Annotated in this window: 23 protein-coding genes and 1 pseudogene; 12 read left to right on the top strand and 12 right to left on the bottom strand. The window is 54.4% G+C overall.

Annotation, left to right across the window (positions count from 1 at the left end):
• Positions 1-368: 368 nt before the first annotated feature.
• From AC07N4_RS00835 to AC07N4_RS00820, 4 genes and pseudogenes are all read right to left on the bottom strand, one after another.
• The gene (locus tag AC07N4_RS00835; protein ID WP_493065190.1) at positions 369-1,139 is read right to left on the bottom strand and encodes an Lcl C-terminal domain-containing protein; all 771 of its coding nucleotides are present in this window, start codon (positions 1,137-1,139) and stop codon (positions 369-371) included.
• Positions 1,140-1,193: 54 nt separating this feature from the next.
• A pseudogene (locus AC07N4_RS00830) lies at positions 1,194-1,403 on the bottom strand (hypothetical protein); the annotation flags it as partial.
• 598 nt (positions 1,404-2,001) lie between these two features.
• Entirely contained in the window at positions 2,002-2,511 is a 510-nt protein-coding gene (locus AC07N4_RS00825) for a DUF4145 domain-containing protein (protein WP_493064705.1), read from the bottom strand.
• Positions 2,512-2,515: 4 nt separating this feature from the next.
• Entirely contained in the window at positions 2,516-3,226 is a 711-nt protein-coding gene (locus tag AC07N4_RS00820) for a DUF5343 domain-containing protein (protein WP_493064704.1), read from the bottom strand.
• A gap of 641 nt (positions 3,227-3,867) precedes the next feature.
• On the opposite strand from AC07N4_RS00820, the gene AC07N4_RS00815 reads away from it, so the two are divergent.
• The 4 genes from AC07N4_RS00815 to AC07N4_RS00800 all read left to right on the top strand — a co-directional run bounded on the left by AC07N4_RS00815 (position 3,868) and on the right by AC07N4_RS00800 (position 5,670).
• The gene (locus AC07N4_RS00815) at positions 3,868-4,227 is read left to right on the top strand and encodes a DUF6124 family protein (RefSeq protein ID WP_096821752.1); all 360 of its coding nucleotides are present in this window, start codon (positions 3,868-3,870) and stop codon (positions 4,225-4,227) included.
• Between the two features lie 215 nt (positions 4,228-4,442).
• Positions 4,443-4,865, top strand: a complete 423-nt coding sequence (locus AC07N4_RS00810; RefSeq protein WP_493064703.1) for a DUF4952 domain-containing protein — start codon at positions 4,443-4,445, stop codon at positions 4,863-4,865.
• Positions 4,866-4,928: 63 nt separating this feature from the next.
• Positions 4,929-5,285 (top strand): DUF7079 family protein, encoded by a 357-nt coding sequence (locus tag AC07N4_RS00805; protein ID WP_493064702.1) that lies wholly within the window; start codon positions 4,929-4,931, stop codon positions 5,283-5,285.
• 43 nt (positions 5,286-5,328) lie between these two features.
• Complete coding sequence (locus AC07N4_RS00800) at positions 5,329-5,670, top strand: hypothetical protein (RefSeq protein ID WP_493064701.1); 342 nt, start codon at positions 5,329-5,331, stop codon at positions 5,668-5,670.
• 33 nt (positions 5,671-5,703) lie between these two features.
• On the opposite strand, the gene AC07N4_RS00795 is transcribed toward AC07N4_RS00800, so the two are convergent.
• The 3 genes from AC07N4_RS00795 to AC07N4_RS00785 form a co-directional block, all read right to left on the bottom strand.
• Complete coding sequence (locus AC07N4_RS00795) at positions 5,704-7,014, bottom strand: ArnT family glycosyltransferase (RefSeq protein WP_493065189.1); 1,311 nt, start codon at positions 7,012-7,014, stop codon at positions 5,704-5,706.
• 334 nt (positions 7,015-7,348) lie between these two features.
• Positions 7,349-7,870, bottom strand: coding sequence for an AidA/PixA family protein (locus AC07N4_RS00790; protein WP_493064700.1), 522 nt, complete (start codon positions 7,868-7,870; stop codon positions 7,349-7,351).
• A gap of 362 nt (positions 7,871-8,232) precedes the next feature.
• On the bottom strand, positions 8,233-8,697 hold the full coding sequence (locus AC07N4_RS00785; protein ID WP_176504876.1) for a MarR family winged helix-turn-helix transcriptional regulator: 465 nt from the start codon (positions 8,695-8,697) through the stop codon (positions 8,233-8,235).
• Positions 8,698-8,918: 221 nt separating this feature from the next.
• Between AC07N4_RS00785 and AC07N4_RS00780 the strand changes: the two genes are divergently transcribed.
• Positions 8,919-9,377: a hypothetical protein gene (locus AC07N4_RS00780; protein WP_493064699.1), complete on the top strand. Its 459-nt coding sequence runs from the start codon at positions 8,919-8,921 to the stop codon at positions 9,375-9,377.
• Between the two features lie 51 nt (positions 9,378-9,428).
• Here the strand turns inward: AC07N4_RS00780 and AC07N4_RS00775 are convergent, their stop codons facing one another.
• On the bottom strand, positions 9,429-10,154 hold the full coding sequence (locus AC07N4_RS00775) for an alpha/beta fold hydrolase (protein ID WP_493064698.1): 726 nt from the start codon (positions 10,152-10,154) through the stop codon (positions 9,429-9,431).
• A 108-nt stretch (positions 10,155-10,262) separates the two neighbouring features.
• Entirely contained in the window at positions 10,263-11,222 is a 960-nt protein-coding gene (locus tag AC07N4_RS00770; protein ID WP_493064697.1) for a LysR family transcriptional regulator, read from the bottom strand.
• Between the two features lie 149 nt (positions 11,223-11,371).
• On the opposite strand from AC07N4_RS00770, the gene AC07N4_RS00765 reads away from it, so the two are divergent.
• The 5 genes from AC07N4_RS00765 (at position 11,372) to AC07N4_RS00745 (ending at position 14,213) form a co-directional block, all read left to right on the top strand.
• On the top strand, positions 11,372-11,716 hold the full coding sequence (locus tag AC07N4_RS00765; RefSeq protein WP_102621595.1) for a hypothetical protein: 345 nt from the start codon (positions 11,372-11,374) through the stop codon (positions 11,714-11,716).
• A 33-nt stretch (positions 11,717-11,749) separates the two neighbouring features.
• Entirely contained in the window at positions 11,750-12,142 is a 393-nt protein-coding gene (locus tag AC07N4_RS00760) for a hypothetical protein (RefSeq protein ID WP_096821744.1), read from the top strand.
• A gap of 99 nt (positions 12,143-12,241) precedes the next feature.
• Complete coding sequence (locus AC07N4_RS00755; RefSeq protein WP_493064696.1) at positions 12,242-12,892, top strand: SMI1/KNR4 family protein; 651 nt, start codon at positions 12,242-12,244, stop codon at positions 12,890-12,892.
• Between the two features lie 479 nt (positions 12,893-13,371).
• Positions 13,372-13,755, top strand: coding sequence for a hypothetical protein (locus tag AC07N4_RS00750; protein WP_273536273.1), 384 nt, complete (start codon positions 13,372-13,374; stop codon positions 13,753-13,755).
• Between the two features lie 77 nt (positions 13,756-13,832).
• On the top strand, positions 13,833-14,213 hold the full coding sequence (locus tag AC07N4_RS00745; RefSeq protein ID WP_096821740.1) for a c-type cytochrome: 381 nt from the start codon (positions 13,833-13,835) through the stop codon (positions 14,211-14,213).
• An 18-nt stretch (positions 14,214-14,231) separates the two neighbouring features.
• On the opposite strand, the gene AC07N4_RS00740 is transcribed toward AC07N4_RS00745, so the two are convergent.
• Both AC07N4_RS00740 and AC07N4_RS00735 read right to left on the bottom strand, forming a co-directional pair.
• Positions 14,232-14,735, bottom strand: coding sequence for a hypothetical protein (locus tag AC07N4_RS00740; protein WP_096821828.1), 504 nt, complete (start codon positions 14,733-14,735; stop codon positions 14,232-14,234).
• A gap of 145 nt (positions 14,736-14,880) precedes the next feature.
• Positions 14,881-15,537: an O-methyltransferase gene (locus AC07N4_RS00735; RefSeq protein WP_493064695.1), complete on the bottom strand. Its 657-nt coding sequence runs from the start codon at positions 15,535-15,537 to the stop codon at positions 14,881-14,883.
• A gap of 113 nt (positions 15,538-15,650) precedes the next feature.
• On the opposite strand from AC07N4_RS00735, the gene AC07N4_RS00730 reads away from it, so the two are divergent.
• Entirely contained in the window at positions 15,651-16,283 is a 633-nt protein-coding gene (locus AC07N4_RS00730) for a TetR/AcrR family transcriptional regulator (RefSeq protein ID WP_493064694.1), read from the top strand.
• Here the strand turns inward: AC07N4_RS00730 and mug are convergent.
• The gene (gene mug, locus AC07N4_RS00725; RefSeq protein ID WP_493064693.1) at positions 16,256-16,762 is read right to left on the bottom strand and encodes a G/U mismatch-specific DNA glycosylase; all 507 of its coding nucleotides are present in this window, start codon (positions 16,760-16,762) and stop codon (positions 16,256-16,258) included. The two genes, AC07N4_RS00730 and mug, sit on opposite strands and share 28 nt — an antisense overlap.
• 367 nt (positions 16,763-17,129) lie before the next feature.
• Between mug and AC07N4_RS00720 the strand changes: the two genes are divergently transcribed.
• Positions 17,130-17,873, top strand: coding sequence for an NYN domain-containing protein (locus AC07N4_RS00720; protein WP_102621601.1), 744 nt, complete (start codon positions 17,130-17,132; stop codon positions 17,871-17,873).
• Positions 17,874-17,913 lie beyond the last annotated feature (40 nt).

The following is a 17,913-nucleotide window of genomic DNA, read 5'->3' as shown; positions in this document are numbered from 1 at the left end:
CAGATGCCATCCAGGTATTGGTAACGCATCCTTACCCATTGGCCGGACGCAGGCCAGAGCTTACGCGGGATCATACTTTGCCAGTCGGCGCTCTCCGGCTCGAAGGTGATCACCGTTCCTGTCTTCGGGCACTGAGCGTCTGCGGGGTCAGCCTTAACTGACGCCACACGGCCCTGGAGTTCGGGGTAGGGCTGCTTCCCACTCGCGGTGATCTCTACTTCTAACTTACAGACCTGCCAGCTGGAAGCCTGCGTGGAGCTTACCAAGATCGACGCCATAACCCCTACAACAGCTATGATAATGCTTTTCACGGATATTCTTGTGCCCATAGGAATATATGGAAACGCGTGGTCACTGGAGATCGCACTTCACTCACGTACAAGTCGGACCTCAAGGTTCAAAACGAGCGGCTCGCAGGTAGTGTTGCCGTCGCGCCACAACACCCAGACCCTGACCCATGAACTGCTGTCCCGCGTCTCGGAGCCACCGTTGCAGACGGTAGAAGTCCAATAGCCCTCGTGCAGCGGCGATGTTCCGGACGCCGGGAAATCGGCAGCGGGTATGTTCACTATATTGAACCAACGCTCTGCAAGGCTGTTGACTTCTTTGATGGTGGGCAGGCGCCAGCCCGGTTGCGCGCTGGCGTCTACTAAGGCTCGCAGGTAGCGGTAGCGAACAGGCATCCCGATGCAGCGCTGGCCGCTCCATACTTGAGGCTCCTGACAGCGGCGCCACACCAGGCCGGTGTGGCGGTCTTCAACCACGCCGCCGGGCACGCCGCGTTCGTCGGCTACTGCGCGATAGCGCCCTGCCTCCGGAGCTTCGGGGCCGCGCACCAAGCGAACAAACAACGGCGCAGTGTCGCTTGTCATCCTGCGGTGGCACCTGTTGACAGATCCGGAGTCGAAGCTTACGCACCATATGCGGGTCATATCGGCAGGCTCGGAGGTCATGTAATTCCCCGACACGGTGTTGGGAAACCATTGCACATCGACGGCCGCCTCTGGGGGCCTTTTATCGGCCAGTACATTGATCAGTTCGTCCATATCGATCAAGCCCTGCAGCTCAGCCACCGTGGGCAGGCGCCAATCGGTAAAGCCGCACAACCGCATCGCATTCACCTGTGCCACATAAGCCATGGCGTCACCCGGCCGTCCATCGCCATAGTAAGAATAAGCGTCGCTATTGGTCCGGCTTCCTGGTGTCGGCTGGTTGTGCGGTCCGTAGGTATTGACCAGCGAGCTATAGCCCAGGTCGGGCGGGCCAATCGGCCTACGTGTGAACGCAGGTCTGCCGCTATCTGGCTTGCCCTCCCAGACCAACCCGGACACCCGATCCCGCACGCACGAGCTCAAAGGTTGGCCAGCCACCGTCTCGTAGTCGGGACGGCCTGCACGCAACATGCCGTCCTGTTTTGGTACTAAGGTCAGCGGCCCAGAAGCTGTACACGATTGAGGCGCCGGAGTTTGGCCTTGCTGCCACCCCAGGCATATGCGCGCTCCGGTGGGCGGCACCCTCATTGTTATCTGTTCTGCGGTGCTTGCTGACGGCTGCGCAGCGGCAGACACTGCGCCCAGCCCAAGCATGAAGATCACTGTGGCTGCGACACGCACCACGGTCATCGCGCTGGATTTCTGTTCGGATCGAAGTCGATTCCGGAAAGCCACCACTCCGGAAGCACGAACCATGGCGCAGAGCGCTCGGGGCTTGGGACGGTACCGCGTACTGGCGAGATTGCTGCGGACTTGAAGGTCGGCCTCATGCATTGTACTTGCTCTTCCATCGGGCACATATGCTCGTGTAATACCACCTGGGGCGCCATCGGGAGTATCCAGCAACTGCAAGCGCTTTTCTAGGTATCGTAAGCTCGAACAACTTCGATCATCCATTGTGAACACTATCCCTAGTCGATCGATTAGCAGTAAAGGGGGCTGATTTATTTTCTAAGAAATAAATCAGTCCCCTTTTTCCCCCAAACTACCAAACATAATTTTTGGTTAATTACTTTAGCACCGCCAACGTCGTCAACTCCTGCACGATCACTCGCAGATCAGTCATCATTCTGTCAATATCCTGCCGTTGCGCAATAAATCGACGACTGTGCGCGGACATATCTCCGACATCTTTAAGTCGCGGGAGCGCTGTTTTAGCATTCTTGCTAAGATTCCATTGCTTCTGCGCGGTAAGAGCAGATATGAGATCTCGCAAATAAAAGAAGTCCCCTTGCGAGGTCTTTATGCTGTCAGATAATCCGTACTTCTCATAAACCTCAATTATCAACGTCTCGACTAGGCGGCGTATCATTACCGCTGAAGCATCGTACCAACCGTGTTCGTATGAACCGTTAATCTGGTGCACTAAGCGTTCTAGATATCCCCGTGTGTTACGAACAAGAGAAAAATAAATTACAGGCTCTTCAGGGCTCGGCGCCCCCTCTTCGGGTGGAGGATTTTTCTCTCTCACACTGTCTCTTAGTTGACGAATATTTTGTAGAACACGCTCGGTACTCATTCAATTAGCCCATAAGTGGCAAGTGCTTGGCCATACTTTCGAAAATTTTATCGATTTGTTCAGGACTGCTATCAGGTGAGATATGAATCTGAATATCCACATGCAATTTTGGACTAAAACCGCGCTTTTCCCTCGCATTATTAACATTTTCTTCAGCAGGATCTTGCGTTTGAGCCAACGGCTCACTCTTGGTTGGCTTGATGGCTTTACTTGAAGAACTCACCGAGGCTTTAGCAGATTTAGCAACACCATTACTGGACTTTAACTGCGTTATTTTTTCTTTCGCGCGCGTCAAGTCCGCCTCTATTAGCATCATGTAAGTTGCGCTATAAGCTCTTGCCGCAGACTCTCCAACCTTGGCATCTCGAGCGAACCACGCAGCAACATCCTTCAAACTAGCACTTGATTCTGAAAACAAATCGAGCAACTCCCGAGGATAAGTTCCCTCGAGAATAGCTTTGCACACTGACGGATATTTATTGTCATCCCGCCATTCATAAGCCAGATCTGTTGGTTTCCCCAAGTCATCAATCAGACCGAAAGCACGAAGGGGAGGAATGATATTAGCACTAGCGGATCTCTCCCCCATAGTTAGAGCTGATGCAATATAGCTCGGCGTCACCTTTTCCGGAGTTCGCTGCTTAAATTTATCCCGTAGCAGAAACCAATTACTCATCGGAATTTTCGGATAGCCCTTCTTTTTCTCATCAGCCATAACACACTCCGCCCCATTTTATAGATGAAGCCTCCTCATGCGCCAAGGTGGCCTCCTTTCACCAATCCAATGTAGACCATGGCATCCGATAGCGCGAAAGCGTTTCGGTTTGAATGCAAATCCGGTCGACCAAACTCCATCAAATTATTTTTTCGAATTGCAGAGGTAATGTCTCAGTCTGATGACCAAGGTCTCGGTGGAATGTTAGCGTGACTCCAGCGCAATTTTTGAGGCCGCGATATAACTACGGTATATCTTGAAGGCAATCCCCTCCAGGCTTTGAGCGCTTAAACAGGCCACGTTTAAAGCAACCTGCCGTAACTTCCCCAAGGCTACAACGCCTTGCGTCTTTGCCTACGACTACGCCAGAATCCGCCGGCTTGTGTGTCTACGACGCGGGTCTTATCGTTTCCCGGTCACTGAAAAATAGTGATCGGGTTTGGTAGCCCGAGACAAACACAAGATGCAGAGCACACCATCGCGGCGGTCAATCGTCTCGGTTCTATGGTGGCCATGCACAGGGCACTTTCGAGTGCGCCGGTCTCCTTGTGTCCCGGTCTACCAACCTGCGTATGGCCGCCACCCCATCGTTTGGTAGCGAGTGGGTGATGGCTCCTTATCGCGACACAAGGAGTTTCACCATGATCAAACCAACACCCAACCCACCCGAAACCGACCCAACCTCCCCCTACGAATCCCCCAACTCCAAAAAACTCCACGACGCCGCCGAGCGTGCGCTGGATCACTACCTCTTTCCCGCCGCCGGGGTCATGTCGTCCTGCAACGAGCCCGAGCGGATGTACCTGGCCAATCCGAAGTACAACACCGAATGCTTGCTGGCCAATGCCAGCGAAACCTTGAGCTCTGCGAGCGAGATGCTCAGTAACTTCGCCGCCCTGCTCGATCCCTCGAACCGCAAGACGGCGCTGGGTATCGCGCAAGTGGTGATGATTGCCGAGCTGGCGGTGAATCAGGCGCTGGATCACGTCGAAGTGGCGTAATCGGTCGAATGCTGTGGGAGCAGTCGGTGGCTGCTTCTACAGCGCGATTTGTGTGGGTTGTCTAACGCCCGTTCAGTTTTCAGAATGTTGCATCATGAGCGTCCATGACTGCGTCAGGCTCGGATACCATTCGCTTCGCTCACTCGGTGAAGTCTCGTTGAATAGCCCTGGTGCTGCGCGGGGGTCTTAGGAGAAATGGGGTCATGGAGAAATAGATGAAACGGTTGTTCCTTGGGCTCTTGTTCGGAGTGCTATTTGTCTTGGCCGGTTGCGCAAAGGCCGAACCGCACTGTGAGGACTTTCTAGCAAAACTCAGCGACAAACCTGAGTTTGTTGAGCTTCTGGAGTGCACCCAGGACAACAACATACAAGGAAAACCTTTCGTTGCTCGCTACCGAGTAAAAGGCCTTGATGCACTTGAAGCTGAGCGATACATGAATCAGAGCTTCGGTCTGCCAAAGCTTCAGCACATCTGTTGCGGATGGGATTCAGCGCCGCTTTTCTATCGCGACGAAAGAACACATCTGGGGTACATGCTGGGTATGGGGTCCGAAGAGACGCCAATAGACAAACGGGATTCGTGGTCAGAAATAAAGTATTTCTACATCAACGTTTCCCTCTTCACTGAAGACACCTAAGCACAACGTCGCCCGATTCGGATCAATCCAAAAAAGCGGTCGCTCGTCGGAGGAATTTTCGCTTTGGGACATTTTCTCACTGAGCCGCAACTGACAAAGATCAGAGCCGCCCTTTCTGAGCCGTTCAATCACTTTCCAACCGATTACGACTACATCGCGCGGGAGGTCAAAGACGTCGCTCCTAATGTGCTGTACGAGATCCTTTATTCAGAAGTGGCGCCCGTGTGCTTCACCAATATTGCAGCAGTCTTGCCCACTGTCTGGACAGGCTTCGATCCTGACTCACTCAGAGCCTCAATAGAGGAAAGGCTGGCAGCAAGAAAACGTAACTGGTTTCGCAGGCAGTTCGATAAGGCATTGGTTCGTTGGCTGAAATACAACTACGACTACATCTGGAAGGAAATCTCCTCCAGACTTTGAATGCAATCGGGAAAAATCACAGAGGCTCTGTCAGAACCATTAAATGAAAATAAAACCACTCCTCATCAGCCTTCTCTGCTGCATCAGCCCCCTGTCCCACGCAACGGACGTCCCGATCAAAGAACACATGCCCTTTGTAAACGCCCGAAAGGCCTTGATCAAAAACGGCTGGAAGCCGAACCCGACCTACACAGGTGAATACGGGGTCGAAAACATCCTCCAGAGAAAAGGCTTCACTGAAGTCGAGTCGTGCACGGTTGGTCTTCAATTCTGCAGTTTCAACTACGTCAGGAACGGCGTCTGTCTGGGCGTGGCGACTGTCGGGGAAGAGGTCAAAGACATGAAGATTTATTCTTGGGGCTTCAAATGTCCTGAGAAGGATTGAGGCACTTTAAAACGCCTCAATCCTCCTGCCACTTCACCAAAACCAATACGGCAAAAACTTCGGCGTGGGCTCGATCATGAGCTCCAGGTGGTAGGTGATTGGGTTGAAGAAGAACATATCCAGTATCAGAAAGGCCCCTACCCCAAACGACAGCGTCATGAACTCACGGTAGCGATGCTCGGCGAAGTACTCGCGCTTGGCATGGTAGAAGCTCAACAGCGCAAACAGTCCAAGGCCTGCGCCCAGGTAGTTGGGCTGCAATGGGACTTCGGCGAAGTTGTTGTACACCAGCACCGACAACAGCAGACCCAAACCCAACACTGGCAACTTGAGACAGAACTGCATCAAGCCGTTTTTGGCGCGCACGAATGCTGCTTCATGGCTGACAAAGAGGTAGGCGGCCAACAAGGAAATGGCCGGGGTGATTGCCAGTATGTAGCGTGCTTTCTTGGAGCTTGGAATGGTGAACAGTACAAGCAGTACCAACAGCCACCCAGTTAGATAAAGCAGCAGGTCGATGTCTTTATCGCGGGTCGAGCTGAAGAACAATTTGTACTTCTTCAGAATCACGCTGATGGCGTAAAACACCGTGAAGCCGTAGGTAAACAGGCCTGCGGAGAAGTAGAAGTAATAGCGCGGTGCGTGGTCGGAGCCGAAGCGTCCGATGCCCTGCATGTTCAGCACGTCTTCGAGGAACGCTTGCCCCCCTTGCAAGTACGCGGCCCATGCCAGCAGCACAACCCCAGCGGCCAGAATCAGGCCCGAGAGGAATGAAAACAGCAGCAACATGCGCCATTGGCGGCTCAGGAAGTAAAAAGCCCCGATGACACAGGCGGGCCCGATCAAGCCGATAGGCCCACGAAACGCAAAACCCAGTGCCAGCCCGACGAACAGAAACACCAGGCGACGCGGGTCTTTTTTCAACTCGGCCGAATAGGCAACGTAGAAGCAGATCAACGTGAACAGGGCCGGATAGATATCAAGTGCCAGTGAGTTCACGCCGTCCAGAAAGGCCCAGGTCAACAGGCTGAAAAGTACGCCATACGCGCCCCACTTCTTGCTGTGCAACGCCCCCAGCCGATAAATGAACACCAGCATCAGGGAGGCGGCAATGCAGGAAGGCAGCCCCATTGAAAGAATGGAGACACGACCAAACGGCAAGGAAGCCAGATAGACCAGTAAGGTGTTGAGGACCGTATAGTCGGGATAAGGTTTGAGGTCGTCGGCAATGGGAAACAGCGTGACGCCGTTCGCCAGCATGTAATCGGCGAAGTCGACAAAGCGTGTTGTGTAGTTGAGAACAGCGGGTTTGTACTGCAACACCATGAACACGGCCAGTGTCATGAAGAAAATGCTCAGGCATGGATTTCTTGTAATCAATCCCTTCAACATGCCTGCCCGCCAAGTGCGCTCTACAACAAGCGGGGCATCATATCGATCCATCGGTAACCCTTTAGTGAAGTTGTTCTTTTTGGCTCCAGTCCGGAAAGCACGCGAATGCTGAAAATGAAGTCCTGCTCTCTGGAAAGTTGAATTTGAGCCTAGCCCACGGCGAGGACTATTCAAGCATTACGCGCCCCAACATTCCCTGAACGAGACTAACGAAAGTCAATAAAAAGCCCGGCCAGATACCTCCGTCACTGACGAAGAGTATCTAGCCGGGCTTTTGGCTTTTCAGTTACTGGTTATTGACGGTGATGTAGGGATCCCAGGTGTGGTCTGTGCCAATCTGGTTAAGGTCACGGTCGTACAGAGCGAAGTTGATGGTGTACCAGAGTTTTCCTGGATTCAGAGCAGTGGCTTGCCACAGGCTGTACGTCACATCGGTTTTGGAAATACCGCCGGGAGCCCCCTTGTTCAGATAGATCACCACACCGGGCACGTTGAAAGAGACCGGTGTCGAGATGGTGCCTTTGTAATCGCCGCCCTGGTGCGGGTCGCCTGGCTGGACGTTTTTGATCTGTGCGATGCGGTCGAAGTTGCGCGACAGCGTGGTGGCACGCCAGCGGATGTTGTCGCCGGTTTTGACATCGATCCACAACTCGTTGCCGCCTTCGCCGGTGCTGCCGCTGGCATGCGGATCGACGGCATCGCGCGTCACCAGCATGGAAATCGCACCGCCGACGTCGTTGGGATGGGCAATCAGGTAATCGGCATCGATGTTGACGAGCACGTCATAAGTATTGGTCGCACTGGACATTTTGCTGCTCCTTGTTGGAATGGCATAAACGACCGCGCCCGCAAAGGCTGTCCGGCTCATCCGGTCCCTGGATGCGGTCTGCGGAGAACAATAGGAGATGGCTTTATGGTGTCAACGTGCGATCAGTTGACGCGAAATAAACGCGGTGTGATGCGGACTGACCAAGGCTTTGATTTACTTCTCTGCTGGCCAATCTCGTCATCGTTTTCTGGATGTTCGCTGACTGCTTGAGTTGGCAAAGGCGCACAGTTGTTGTCGGCAAGTGCCGCATAGTAAAAAGGGGACGTATCTATTTCCGGAAAAATAAATACGTCCTCTCTCAGCGCTATGTCGATTCGCATTGGACTCCGAATATCGGCGGGTTAGTCCCTTTGGTCTTCCTCAAGCCTGTTACGGAGCTGGTTCAGCACATTGTGGGTCGTCTGGATGTCATCGACGTCCAGCCCCTCCGAAAGTGTGTTGATCCAGGGCGCTTGAAGTTTCATCGCACGTTCGAATGCTTCTCTTCCGGCATCCGTCAGCACAACCAGCTGCGCTCGGCGATGGTGAGGATTCGGCTGAAACTCCAGCAGTCCATCCTTCACGAGATCGTTGACGATCCGCTGAACGTTCTGGCGATTCGCACCCATGTCGCGAGCAATCCATGAAACGGGTTGCGCCCGATCGGCATTGACGATCGTTCCCAGGAGCTGCCAGCGGGCACTTGTGAGACCTATTTCTGCTACGAGGCGATCGCCTGCCGTGATCATTCGTGCACTTGCTCGAAAGAGTTCAAGGACCAGATCAGTCATCGCGCGCCCAGCGGGGGTGTGGTTTGGCTTCTTCATGGTGCGAACCTTTCCACATTGACACCATGGTGTCAATTAACTAGAGTTTCGACACCTTGCACCACATTGTCATCATGTTTACAAACTGGAGGTCATCATGCTTTCTAGCTGAACCGTTACCCCTCCAGCGCCATGGCCATGCCGCATCTGTTTACCAAGGTCGCGGTGCCGAACATCTGTACCGCTTGAGTAACGCCCAATTGACTGACGGTATTCGATAAATGCTGAAACGACTCCACTTGACCGCCAGCATGCTGGCACTGTTTTGCATCGCCACTTTCTTTCTATCGACGATTCTTGTCGAAACCATGGGAGCCCGGCAGTCGATCGCCCAGCTCAAGCACCTGATCGTCAGCCCCGGACTTTGGGTGCTGATCCCGACGATGGTGCTGGCCGGGGCGAGCGGAATGCTGCTGAGCCGATCACGGCAAGGACGCCTGGTGGGCTCAAAGAAGAAACGTATGCCGTTCATTTCCGCCAATGGCCTGTTGGTGCTTGTACCGTGCGCAATTGCGCTCAACCTATGGGCGGCCACTGGAAGATTCGACATGTGGTTTTACATCGTACAGGTCATCGAACTCATCGCAGGGGCCGTCAATCTCACGCTGATGGGGCTGAATGTGCGCGATGGCTTGCGTTTGAGCGGCAGGTTGCGGCGGGCCACACCTCACGGTCAGTAAACTCGGGCCATCCTTTGCTCTGGCACTCGGATCATGTCTTGCTGCATGAACCTAAAGTGACACCCGCTCCAGAAACCTTTTGATCTCCAGCGAATACGCCCCTGGATGCGAGAACCTGAACATGTGCCCGGTGCGCAGCAGGATGACTTCCTGCGAACCCTTGATGCCGTTGAGGAGAACGCCTGCGGCGTCTTTGCCGATCAGTTTGTCTTCCTCGGGCGTCAGAATCAGTGTGGGCACGTCGATCTTTTTCAGCAGCGCCGTGTAGTCCGCGTTCTCGATCGAGCGCATGCGGTTGATGTAGGCCTTGTGGGACGTTTCCTTGATGAAGAAGGCGCGGCTCTTGCTGGTTGACCAAGGGATCTCCCCTTCCCTGTCGAACGCCGACGCCAATTGCGCGGCGTGAATGCGCAGGGTCATCTGCCGGTAGAACGGGCCTGGGAAGAATGGTGCAAGGGCTGCCAGGGTCTTGAGCCAGGGCGAGGTGATCGGGCTCCTGGCAAAACCGCCGGACAGCACCAGCCCCTTGAGGCCTTTCGGCTGCCGAGCTGCTACCGCGATCGAGGACACTGCGCCGTAGGAATCACCCACCAGCACGTAGCTTTCAAGGTCTTTCACCTGGTCGGTGATGAAATTGGCCAATGCTTCCAGCTCGCACACGTCGTCCGGCAAACGCAGGGTGCGCAGGGGGCGGTTCTGCAAGTGGGTCATCTGGTTCAGCTGCCACGGGGCCCCGGCGAAGCACGGGATCATGACCAAAGTGGGCTCTGTGCGCATGGGGTATTCCTGGCGGGTTGAATGAACGACAACCGAACTCTAGGAAGACCGACGCAGGCGATCCAATGGCTTTTACACAGCCTGTTGATGCACCAGATTCATAAAGCCTCAGTCGGCGATCATCATGTTCGTGATCCACTCGATGGCGGGCTCGTTGGCGCGCCCACGTGCTCGAACAACGAGCACCTCCCAGGTGGGGAGCGCCAAGGGCAGTTCGAACAGGCTCAGTTGCGCGGTCTCTTGCAGCTGCAAGGCGACGCGCTCGGCCACCACGGCGATGGATTGCGACGCGCCGATCATGAACGGAACGGCCAGAAAGCTCGGGCAAGTGACACTCACCTTGCGAGTCCGACCGAGGCTCTCCAGCGCCTCGTCGACGGCGCCCCGAGCATCGCCGCGTGGCGAAACCAAGATGTGCGGCAGGCGCACGAAGTCATCCAGTTCCATGTGCAATTTCTTGCCGCGCTTGACCAGCGCCGGGTGGCCCTTGCGCGCGATGCCGACGAAACGTTCCTGATGGATGAGCTGACAATCAAATCGCTGCGGGATCTGGGCGAAAGAGCCCGAGCCCAGCACGATGTCCAGCTCGCCGGCGTCCAGTTGGCGCAGAGCGGATTCGCCATCGGCCGGCCTGAGTTTCAACACCACGTCGGGCGCGGCGGCCTGAATCCGGGCCAGTGCCGGAACGATGACGGTCAACACCGCGTGATCGGTGGCCGCCACGTTGAGTTCGGCTTGTAAACGACTGGGATCGAACGAGCCACGAGGACTGGCGACGAGCCTGACCGACTCAAGCACCGCCGCGACTCTCGGCATTAGCTCGGTGGCCAGCGGCGTCGGGGCAATACCACGGGGATGACGGATGAACAGCTGATCATCGAAAGCAGTACGCAACCTCGACAAGGCGTGACTGGTGGCGGACTGGGACAGGTGCAATCGTTCGGCGGCGCGACCGACGTGTCTTTCGGCCCAAAGCGCCTCGAGCACCACCAACAGGTTGAGGTCGAAACGCGTCAGGTCCAGGGGCTTCATCCTGTTGTAGCCTTTTTGTTGATTGTTCGGAGCCACGATAGCGTGAGCGCCCTTCAATTGACAGGTATCGGCCGAGGCGTTCTGGAATAAGATCGGTTAGAACGCGTAACGACAGCGGCTGAAAATATGGCTAGTATTCCGGCGTTTTTTGCCAGCATTCAAATCGGACGAAAGCTAATCCAGACATGAAAAGACCACCCGCCTTTCTTGCGCTCATTATCACTTTGTATGTCGCCTATTCTGTATGGCCAATCCTGTTTGGGCCTGCATCAAACAACCTGGGCTATGTAGCGTTTTCATTGACTGTTTCGCTTTTTGCTTTCTACGGAAGTGTGATTGCTTGCAATATTCTGGCGATCGTATGCGCCATTGCGGCTCAGGGCGCTCTCGGCACTGCCATAGAGATCATCGATAGCAGCATCTATATGAGCGCTGTCTTGATTGCTGCTGCAGTGCTTCTGGCGCGCGGCGCTCACTATCTGCTTTTCAGCAAGCGAGTTCACGAGTTCCAAGGAAAGTATGCTCAGTAAAATCCTGGATTGAACGGTAATAACGGAGAAGCAATGCCAGCAGAATTAAGTCAACACGATGGGCTGACGATGACCATCCTGCCATGCCCACGCGGTCGGTCGGGCTGTATTCAGGTTCGCCTCACTGGCACTGCGATGCAGGCAGAAATAACGTCGGAGAAATTTTCTGCGGATATCCAGCAGCCGCTTGACGCGTTTTTTGCGTCGGTTGCGCAGATTAAGGTGGGGGTCGATCAAGATTGGCTTTCTGAAAGCCAGGACTTTTCTTTGTCCGCCACTTTGGACCCATTCTTTCCCGGGTTTATTTACTTGCGTGTGTACCTGGGCTCCACGTCCGATGACGCCTGCGATTGGCAGATGAATGGCTCTTTTTTAGTGACGCCTGAGCAGGTCAGTCAATTCGCCAAAGCGTTGTTGAGCATTTGACGGAGCACGAGGAATTGCCCGGGCATCCGATGGATGTTCCGGCCTTTCACAAAGCCTCAAGCTACGTTAGCGTGCACGTTTTTATGCCGGGAAGCTTCAATGAAAGCAGTGATGGAACGACTTGAAAAATGGTTGGAAACCAATATTCCTGAAATACGTGAAGATTTGGCGCCGGGATGTTCGGACGCTGCAATCGCCGAGTTCGAAAACCTGGTTGGCAGGCCTTTTCCAGACAGCCTGAAGGATCTCTACAAGTGGCATGACGGGCAACGCGGTGCTACGAACTCAGGCCTTTTCTATGGTCTTGAGTTTCTGTCACTGGCAAAGGCCAGAGAGAATTGGGAATCCTGGAAAGACATTATCGATGAGTGGTCGCCCGAAGAAATGACCGAGGGGAGCGCCTTCTGCACGTCTGGAACGCCCGACGCTGTCCAGGCGTTGTACGCCAACCGATACTGGATTCCCTTCGCCTACGACTACGGCGGCAACCATCTCGGCGTTGATCTGGACCCAGGCCCGCGCGGAATCGTGGGTCAGGTCATCAATTTTGGCAGCGACGAAGAAGATAAATACGTTGTGGCTACCTCCGTCGCTGCGTTTATGGAATGGCTGGTTGATCAGCTCGAAAGTGGCAACTTCGCAATCAGTGAGGAAGATGATGGTTCGCGAAGCTTGAACACCAAGGTGCCCGAGTTGTTTCATTTTCTGGATGCGGTTCCCGTTCTGTTTGGGGCACAGCGTGCTGAGTGAGTCGGAATAAGCACTTAAAAGGGAACTGGTTTTTTTCAAATAACAAATCATGCCCCTTTTTTCACTCCAGACGGTGCAACGTGCTCGAAATACTTCAAGAGGACGGTCATGTACGCTTTCGCGATTAGACAAGGCTATGGCAGCAACAAACTGCTAATTGAGTTCTATCCACAGCCATCGGATATTGGGTTCCAGGAGGCGCTCCGCCTGGTACTGGCGCCATTGGGATTCTCAGTCAGCACCACTGAGCATGGCATTTGGGCATCCCACTCCCATCTAGAAAGCAAGTTTGGAACTGTTCGAATTGATAGCGACTCTTGGAGCACGTTCGGAGAAGCCGACCAGTGTTCCGATAATGCCACTCTCAATAGGCAACTCATTTATGAGCTCGGTTCAATACTGACCACTAGCGAAGCGTTCCAAGAAGTTCCGTGGCATTGCGCTGGCAAGTCGGGTGACTAAATGCCTGCAAAGGGCTAATGAGTGTGGACAGCTATCGGCCATCTTCTGCCCGCCGCGAGACAGAAGAAAACGACCCAACACAGCCGGTCGGCACCGCTCGAAGTGGACCAAAAGCGGGAGTTATCTGCTATGACAGCAATGACGAATTGGTCTGTGAGAGAGATTGTAAAAATATGAGCACCCAGGGAGGCACTGGACCAAAAATGGATTTCATCGTGGACTTCCTGTTCAACGTATTGGCTTACAAGGTTGGCGTTTTCGTGCTGCGCCTGCTGAGTGGCGGCCGTTTCAAGGGTGAAAGCGGTTTTGCCTGGGGCTGGGCACTCGTCGTCGGCGGTTTGGTGCTGTACACACCTTTTGTGGTTTTTATCGCCCTGCTCATTCATTACAGCGGCGGGTAGCTATCCGTCATTCGCGTCAACTTCTGAAGCGAGTGAAGCGTTTCATCGTCAAAACCCATCAATATCGACCTATAAAAATGAAAACATCAGTCTTCTCTTTACTGGCCATTTTGCTACTCACTCAAACAGGCCCTTCCTTTGCGGACAACCTCAACGGAAAGAATCTCTACTCACAGAGATGCGCCGTGTGCCACGGACCCGATATCAAGGGAACCGGGCCATTGGCCCATAAAAGCAATCCTCCGACACCTGATCTGACAACACCTGCCTTCAAGAAGCGGCTGAATGATTACCCGGGCGTGATCGTGTCCTCGATCATCCTTCGCCCGAACGGCGACCTGATTCCAAAAACCTTGCGCGAGAATGGTGTAAAGATCCCGCCGCACGCCTGGAGCGTCAGCGATTTTCGCGATTTGAATCAGTACATGAACGATGTCATTTCAAAAAAGCAGCACTAAGCCGGGCAACAGTACCCTTCAGCCTTGGTCAGTCTTTTTGTCGGTGCCTTTTATGTTTTCAATCAGGTCAACGACGTAGTCCTGATTGAAGCCCGCCACAAATGACCAGAACAGCAACTTGGCGTAGGCCGCGTACCCTTCCGCATGTTGGCAAAAAATATCATTGAAGATTTGCTTCAAACATTTCGGATCGTCGTCCGGAACGATCACCGGAAACAGATCGCCCCTGATAACGCCGGAAAGGAACAGGAGATACAACAGCCCCGCCAGTATCCCGCCGATGAATGAAGGCAGTATCAAAGCGAACCATGACTTGGCGAGGTTTTCGATTTCCGGATCGGTCAGTATCGACAGTCGTCTGTGAAACCCTACGTAGCCCCCGATATTCCCGGCGATACAAACGATAAAGGGCACTTTGTAGTCGGGCAGACTGTAAGTGACGGCAATCGCCAGCAACAACAGGGCTATGAAAATCCAGAATATTCGCTTCCAGATGATGTTGAGGTCGTCCTGACGATTCATGATCAGCTCCCTGATCCTGGCCATGTGTTGATCTTCATGACGATAGACGAATCCTGTCGCACGCATGAAAGATCAAACCGAAAAATGCCTCGAAGGTCCGCCTCTAAAGCAACACGCACCCTCGCGGCATTTCGGATGCCACCGCTCAGCCCAACCGCATCGACACTTCAATGTCATCGGCAAACGGCACGCTGAGGTAACCGTTCTCCGGCGAGCGCACATGGGCCAGGTATTCCGGACAGTAATCGGTGTTGTCGGCCACCACCAGCGCGCCAGGTCGCAGGTGTTTTTCAACCAGATTCAACACATCGCCATACAACGCCTTGGCGCCATCGAGCAGCAACAGATCGACCGTTTCCGGCAGGTCGCTCGCCAAGGTCACCAGTGCATCACCTTCGCGGATTTCAATCAGATCACTGACGCCACCCTCAACGAAGTGATGCCGCGCCAGTTCGATTTTCGACGGTTCGAATTCGCTGCCGATCAGCACACCGCCGCCGTTGTCCCGCAGGGCCGCTGCCAGGTGCAGGGTCGACAGGCCGAACGAGGTGCCGAACTCAACAATGGCTTTGGCCTGGGTGCTACGGGCCAGCATGTACAGCAGTTTGCCGGTGTCGCGGGAGACAGGCAGCCACAGGTCCTTGAGCATGCCGTACAGCTCGCGGTACTCGGTTTTGCTGTGCATCAGGCGTTCACGTTCTTCATTGGACACGGTATTCAGGAGCGGACTGGTGGCGGCGCTGGCCTGGGTGTAGAGGCGTTCGATCAGAGTTGCCAGTGGCTCAGTAGTCAACGTTGTCATAGGTGGTTTTCCGTCAGTTGAGGGCTAAAATGCGAATGATTCGTCGCGTTTAAATGATGCGAGCGAATGGCCCGATTCGCTATTCGCATTCCCTCTTCACGCCTGAGCCGACCATGACTGACCGCCAGACTGCCCGTATTTCCTCACGCAAACAGCCGCAACAGGCCCGCTCCGCCGAGTTGGTTTCCGCGATTCTGCAGGCGGCTATTCAGGTTTTGGCCAAGGAAGGCGCGGCCCGATTCACCACGGCGCGGGTTGCGGAGAAGGCTGGCGTGAGCGTGGGCTCGCTGTATCAGTACTTCCCGAACAAGGCGGCGATTCTGTTTCGGTTGCAGAGTGATGAGTGGTTGCAAACAACGGAGATGCTGCAGCGGATTCTGCAAAATCGGGAAGCATCGCCACTGGATCGTCTGCGCACGCTGGTGCATGCGTTTATCCGTTCGGAGTGTGAGGAGGCGCAGATGCGCGGTGCGTTGAGTGACGCGGCGCCGCTTTATCGTGATGCGCCCGAGGCCCATGAAGTACGGGCGGCGGGCAAGCGAACCTTTGAGGCGTTCATGGTTGAATTGCTGCCCGAGGCAAGCGAATCCACTCGTACGCTGGCCTGCGATCTGATCCTGGCCACACTCAGTTCGGTGGGGAAGGATTTCTCACTCAGCCCGCGTACTGACGACGAAATCACCGCGCGTGCGGAGGCGATGGCCGACATGTTTCGTGCTTATGTGGTTTCGCTCGATGACAGGTAAAGCTGTCGATACGCCGTCACCAGTTGTTCCTGGTTGAACGCCAGATTGCGGCCGCTGGGATTCGGCAGAACCCACACTGCCGCACCGCCAAACGGGGTGTTTTGCAGCCCCCATTCAATCGACTTTTTCCCGGACAACCCGGCATAGGCAGCCTTGCCGAGAAACGCCACGAAGCGCGGCGAATACCGGGCGATCTTGCGTTCGAAATTCGCAGCGGCGGCGGTGAATTCGTCCGCCGATAACTGATCCGCCCGGGCCGTCGGACGCTCGACCACGGCGGTCAACCCGCAATGAAATTGCAGGATCGTACGATCGCTTTCAGGGCTCACCTCGTGCGGTGTGAACCCAGCCAGGTGCAACGTGCGCCAGAAGCGATTGCTTCGTCCGGCGAAGTGATGCCCCTGCTCCGCCGCTAACAGGCCAGGGTTGATCCCGCAGAACACTACGGACAGGCCTTCGGTCAGGATGTCTTCAAGCATCAACTTTTCCCCTTTATTTCAGATACTCCAATCTGTACGACTGCGTGTTTTGATATTGACCGTTCAAAACAGTCATACCCCATTCCTTCAAGCTACAAGCCCTTGCGCAAAAACCTACAAATACGTCAGAAAGTGCTGGCTTGTGGGCCAATTCCTTAGGCTTTATCTTTCCCCCGGTCCCTGCTCATCGACAGAATGAAAAGCACATTCAAGACTGATGGGCAGGCCTTGATCAAAACAAAGAAGGCGCGATTGACGGCACCGTCATCGCTCCCTAACCTACCCACATCCCGCCCAAGGCAGTAAGCCGTCCTAACCATCCAGGACGTGCCAAACCCTTGGGCGTTTTTGTTTTCAGGAAGAACGTATGCCCACAGCGGTTCTGGTTGACGGTGCCTACTTCATCAAGCGATTTCGAAGGATAGAACCTCACAACGCATTCAATGCCGAACGCGCTGCCGATCTGGTACACCGATGGGCAACAGCTCACCTGATGTCCAGAGCCTTCTCTGGTCAAAGTGGCCTGCCTTCAGGGCCGCAGCAACGTCCCAGAAAAGAGCTTTATAGAATATTTTTCTACGACTGCCCTCCATTGGACACAAAGCAGCACAACCCCATAACGAAAAAATTCGTGGATTTTTCCAAATCCAAAGAAGCGGTTTTTCGTAGAGAGCTACATATTCGGTTGCGAAGCAAACGCAAACTGGCCCTGCGGCTGGGACATCTATCGAAAGATGTGAAATGGACAATCAAACCCTCAAGAATCGCCGAACTGCTCAAAGGCAAAATTCAGATATCCGACCTGACAGAAACCGACGTCAGCATAGACACCCGACAAAAGGGGGTTGATATGAGAATCGGCGTCGATGTCGCATCACTTTCGTTCAAGCAACAAGTCGATCAGATCGTCCTCATTGCGGGTGATGCAGACTTTGTACCGGCGGCGAAGATGGCTCGCCGCGAAGGCGTTGATTTCATACTTGATCCGATGTGGCAGAACATTCCTGATGGGTTGATGGAGCACATCGATGGATTGCGCTCCACATGCCCGAAGCCGAAGCTTCGACCCGCATCCAATGACCACAGTATCGATCTGGGTTCAAACCCATGATCCGCCCGGCAACTGGCCCACGGAATAACCTCAAAACTGT

This window comes from Pseudomonas sp. GW821-FHT09E04, assembly GCF_059416185.1.
The sequence above is the reverse complement of the archived record's forward strand: the minus strand, read 5'-3'. Positions and strand labels throughout refer to the sequence as shown.